Origin of the sequence: Pseudomonas sp. TWR3-1-1 (genome assembly GCF_049896545.1) — a bacterium.
GTDB lineage: Bacteria > Pseudomonadota > Gammaproteobacteria > Pseudomonadales > Pseudomonadaceae > Aquipseudomonas > Aquipseudomonas weihenstephanensis.
Genome location: NZ_JAFCUO010000025.1, coordinates 1 through 5,027 on the forward strand (window position 1 = coordinate 1; position 5,027 = coordinate 5,027).

Genomic DNA, 5,027 nt, shown 5'->3' on the forward strand with positions numbered 1-5,027 from the left:
TAGTGGGGGATAACGTTCGGAAACGGACGCTAATACCGCATACGTCCTACGGGAGAAAGCAGGGGACCTTCGGGCCTTGCGCTATCAGATGAGCCTAGGTCGGATTAGCTAGTTGGTGAGGTAATGGCTCACCAAGGCTACGATCCGTAACTGGTCTGAGAGGATGATCAGTCACACTGGAACTGAGACACGGTCCAGACTCCTACGGGAGGCAGCAGTGGGGAATATTGGACAATGGGCGAAAGCCTGATCCAGCCATGCCGCGTGTGTGAAGAAGGTCTTCGGATTGTAAAGCACTTTAAGTTGGGAGGAAGGGCATTAACCTAATACGTTAGTGTTTTGACGTTACCGACAGAATAAGCACCGGCTAACTCTGTGCCAGCAGCCGCGGTAATACAGAGGGTGCAAGCGTTAATCGGAATTACTGGGCGTAAAGCGCGCGTAGGTGGTTTGTTAAGTTGAATGTGAAATCCCCGGGCTCAACCTGGGAACTGCATCCAAAACTGGCAAGCTAGAGTATGGTAGAGGGTAGTGGAATTTCCTGTGTAGCGGTGAAATGCGTAGATATAGGAAGGAACACCAGTGGCGAAGGCGACTACCTGGACTGATACTGACACTGAGGTGCGAAAGCGTGGGGAGCAAACAGGATTAGATACCCTGGTAGTCCACGCCGTAAACGATGTCAACTAGCCGTTGGGAGTCTTGAACTCTTAGTGGCGCAGCTAACGCATTAAGTTGACCGCCTGGGGAGTACGGCCGCAAGGTTAAAACTCAAATGAATTGACGGGGGCCCGCACAAGCGGTGGAGCATGTGGTTTAATTCGAAGCAACGCGAAGAACCTTACCAGGCCTTGACATCCAATGAACTTTCTAGAGATAGATTGGTGCCTTCGGGAACATTGAGACAGGTGCTGCATGGCTGTCGTCAGCTCGTGTCGTGAGATGTTGGGTTAAGTCCCGTAACGAGCGCAACCCTTGTCCTTAGTTACCAGCACGTAATGGTGGGCACTCTAAGGAGACTGCCGGTGACAAACCGGAGGAAGGTGGGGATGACGTCAAGTCATCATGGCCCTTACGGCCTGGGCTACACACGTGCTACAATGGTCGGTACAAAGGGTTGCCAAGCCGCGAGGTGGAGCTAATCCCATAAAACCGATCGTAGTCCGGATCGCAGTCTGCAACTCGACTGCGTGAAGTCGGAATCGCTAGTAATCGTGAATCAGAATGTCACGGTGAATACGTTCCCGGGCCTTGTACACACCGCCCGTCACACCATGGGAGTGGGTTGCACCAGAAGTAGCTAGTCTAACCCTCGGGAGGACGGTTACCACGGTGTGATTCATGACTGGGGTGAAGTCGTAACAAGGTAGCCGTAGGGGAACCTGCGGCTGGATCACCTCCTTAATCGACGACATCAGCTGCTCCATAAGTTCCCACACGAATTGCTTGATTCATTGAAGAAGACGATAGAAGCAGCTTTAAGCTCCAAGCTGATAGCTCACGCTAACAGTTACAAGCTCGAAATTGGGTCTGTAGCTCAGTTGGTTAGAGCGCACCCCTGATAAGGGTGAGGTCGGCAGTTCGAATCTGCCCAGACCCACCAATTTTGTAATGGGGCCATAGCTCAGCTGGGAGAGCGCCTGCCTTGCACGCAGGAGGTCAACGGTTCGATCCCGTTTGGCTCCACCATAAACTTGCTTCTGTATCGTAAAGCTTAGAAATGAGCATTCCATTGAAACAATGGTGAATGTTGATTTCTGATCTTTTGATTAGATCGTTCTTTAAAAATTTGGGTATGTGATAGAAAGATAGACTGGGTAACACTTTCACTGGTGTTTATTCAGGCTAAGGTAAAATTTGTGAGTTAAATTGCGAATTTTCGGCGAATGTCGTCTTCATAGTATAACCAGATTGCTTGGGGTTATATGGTCAAGTGAAGAAGCGCATACGGTGGATGCCTTGGCAGTCAGAGGCGATGAAAGACGTGGTAGCCTGCGAAAAGCTTCGGGGAGTCGGCAAACAGACTTTGATCCGGAGATGTCTGAATGGGGGAACCCACCTAACATAAGTTAGGTATCTTAAGCTGAATACATAGGCTTAAGAAGCGAACCAGGGGAACTGAAACATCTAAGTACCCTGAGGAAAAGAAATCAACCGAGATTCCCTTAGTAGTGGCGAGCGAACGGGGACCAGCCCTTAAGCTGTATTGATGTTAGCGGAACGCTCTGGAAAGTGCGGCCATAGTGGGTGATAGCCCTGTACGCGAAAACATCTTTGCAGTGAAATCGAGTAGGACGGAGCACGAGAAACTTTGTCTGAATATGGGGGGACCATCCTCCAAGGCTAAATACTACTGACTGACCGATAGTGAACTAGTACCGTGAGGGAAAGGCGAAAAGAACCCCGGAGAGGGGAGTGAAATAGATCCTGAAACCGTATGCGTACAAGCAGTGGGAGCCCACTTTGTTGGGTGACTGCGTACCTTTTGTATAATGGGTCAGCGACTTATTTTCAGTGGCAAGCTTAACCGAATAGGGGAGGCGTAGCGAAAGCGAGTCTTAATAGGGCGTCTAGTCGCTGGGAATAGACCCGAAACCGGGCGATCTATCCATGGGCAGGTTGAAGGTTGGGTAACACTAACTGGAGGACCGAACCGACTACCGTTGAAAAGTTAGCGGATGACCTGTGGATCGGAGTGAAAGGCTAATCAAGCTCGGAGATAGCTGGTTCTCCTCGAAAGCTATTTAGGTAGCGCCTCATGTATCACTGTAGGGGGTAGAGCACTGTTTCGGCTAGGGGGTCATCCCGACTTACCAAACCGATGCAAACTCCGAATACCTACAAGTGCCGAGCATGGGAGACACACGGCGGGTGCTAACGTCCGTCGTGAAAAGGGAAACAACCCAGACCGTCAGCTAAGGTCCCAAAGTTATGGTTAAGTGGGAAACGATGTGGGAAGGCTTAGACAGCTAGGAGGTTGGCTTAGAAGCAGCCACCCTTTAAAGAAAGCGTAATAGCTCACTAGTCGAGTCGGCCTGCGCGGAAGATTTAACGGGGCTCAAACCATACACCGAAGCTACGGGTATCACTTAGGTGATGCGGTAGAGGAGCGTTCTGTAAGCCTGTGAAGGTGAGTTGAGAAGCTTGCTGGAGGTATCAGAAGTGCGAATGCTGACATGAGTAACGATAATGGGTGTGAAAAACACCCACGCCGAAAGACCAAGGTTTCCTGCGCAACGTTAATCGACGCAGGGTTAGTCGGTCCCTAAGGCGAGGCTGAAAAGCGTAGTCGATGGAAAACAGGTTAATATTCCTGTACTTCTGGTTATTGCGATGGAGGGACGGAGAAGGCTAGGCCAGCTTGGCGTTGGTTGTCCAAGTTTAAGGTGGTAGGCTGGAATCTTAGGTAAATCCGGGATTCTAAGGCCGAGAGCTGATGACGAGTGTTCTTTTAGAACACGAAGTGGTTGATGCCATGCTTCCAAGAAAAGCTTCTAAGCTTCAGGTAACCAGGAACCGTACCCCAAACCGACACAGGTGGTTGGGTAGAGAATACCAAGGCGCTTGAGAGAACTCGGGTGAAGGAACTAGGCAAAATGGCACCGTAACTTCGGGAGAAGGTGCGCCGGTGAGGGTGAAGCATTTACTGCGTAAGCCCACGCCGGTCGAAGATACCAGGCCGCTGCGACTGTTTATTAAAAACACAGCACTCTGCAAACACGAAAGTGGACGTATAGGGTGTGACGCCTGCCCGGTGCCGGAAGGTTAATTGATGGGGTTAGCTAACGCGAAGCTCTTGATCGAAGCCCCGGTAAACGGCGGCCGTAACTATAACGGTCCTAAGGTAGCGAAATTCCTTGTCGGGTAAGTTCCGACCTGCACGAATGGCGTAACGATGGCGGCGCTGTCTCCACCCGAGACTCAGTGAAATTGAAATCGCTGTGAAGATGCAGTGTATCCGCGGCTAGACGGAAAGACCCCGTGAACCTTTACTATAGCTTTGCACTGGACTTTGAATTTGCTTGTGTAGGATAGGTGGGAGGCTTTGAAGCGTGGACGCCAGTCTGCGTGGAGCCAACCTTGAAATACCACCCTGGCAACTTTGAGGTTCTAACTCAGGTCCGTTATCCGGATCGAGGACAGTGTATGGTGGGTAGTTTGACTGGGGCGGTCTCCTCCTAAAGAGTAACGGAGGAGTACGAAGGTGCGCTCAGACCGGTCGGAAATCGGTCGTAGAGTATAAAGGCAAAAGCGCGCTTGACTGCGAGACAGACACGTCGAGCAGGTACGAAAGTAGGTCTTAGTGATCCGGTGGTTCTGTATGGAAGGGCCATCGCTCAACGGATAAAAGGTACTCCGGGGATAACAGGCTGATACCGCCCAAGAGTTCATATCGACGGCGGTGTTTGGCACCTCGATGTCGGCTCATCACATCCTGGGGCTGAAGCCGGTCCCAAGGGTATGGCTGTTCGCCATTTAAAGTGGTACGCGAGCTGGGTTTAGAACGTCGTGAGACAGTTCGGTCCCTATCTGCCGTGGACGTTTGAGATTTGAGAGGGGCTGCTCCTAGTACGAGAGGACCGGAGTGGACGAACCTCTGGTGTTCCGGTTGTCACGCCAGTGGCATTGCCGGGTAGCTATGTTCGGGAAAGATAACCGCTGAAAGCATCTAAGCGGGAAACTTGCCTCAAGATGAGATCTCACTGGAACCTTGAGTTCCCTAAAGGGCCGTCGAAGACTACGACGTTGATAGGTTGGGTGTGTAAGCGCTGTGAGGCGTTGAGCTAACCAATACTAATTGCCCGTGAGGCTTGACCATATAACACCCAAGCAATTTGACTACTCGAAAGAGCATCAGATTGCGGTGTGTGAAGACGAAACGAACCGAAAGTTCGAGATACTCACAAAACACCGAAAGCTATCACATACCCAATTTGCTGAAGCGAAGCCAACTGGCTACGACTCAGTACCCGAATTTCTTGACGACCATAGAGCATTGGAACCACCTGATCCCATCCCGAACTCAG

The 5,027-nt window shown here is 51.0% G+C and carries 2 tRNA genes and 3 rRNA genes; all 5 read left to right on the forward strand.

Going from position 1 to position 5,027, the window contains the following annotated elements:
- Nucleotides 1-1,404: ribosomal RNA gene (locus ACP7A4_RS22765) — 16S ribosomal RNA — on the forward strand; the annotation flags it as partial.
- A gap of 122 nt (nt 1,405-1,526) precedes the next feature.
- A tRNA-Ile gene (locus tag ACP7A4_RS22770) sits at nt 1,527-1,603 on the forward strand.
- A gap of 10 nt (nt 1,604-1,613) precedes the next feature.
- Nucleotides 1,614-1,689: transfer RNA gene (locus ACP7A4_RS22775), tRNA-Ala, on the forward strand.
- Nucleotides 1,690-1,927: 238 nt separating this feature from the next.
- A 23S ribosomal RNA gene (locus ACP7A4_RS22780) occupies nt 1,928-4,819 on the forward strand.
- A 159-nt stretch (nt 4,820-4,978) separates the two neighbouring features.
- Nucleotides 4,979-5,027 (forward strand): 5S ribosomal RNA (gene rrf / locus ACP7A4_RS22785); the annotation flags it as partial.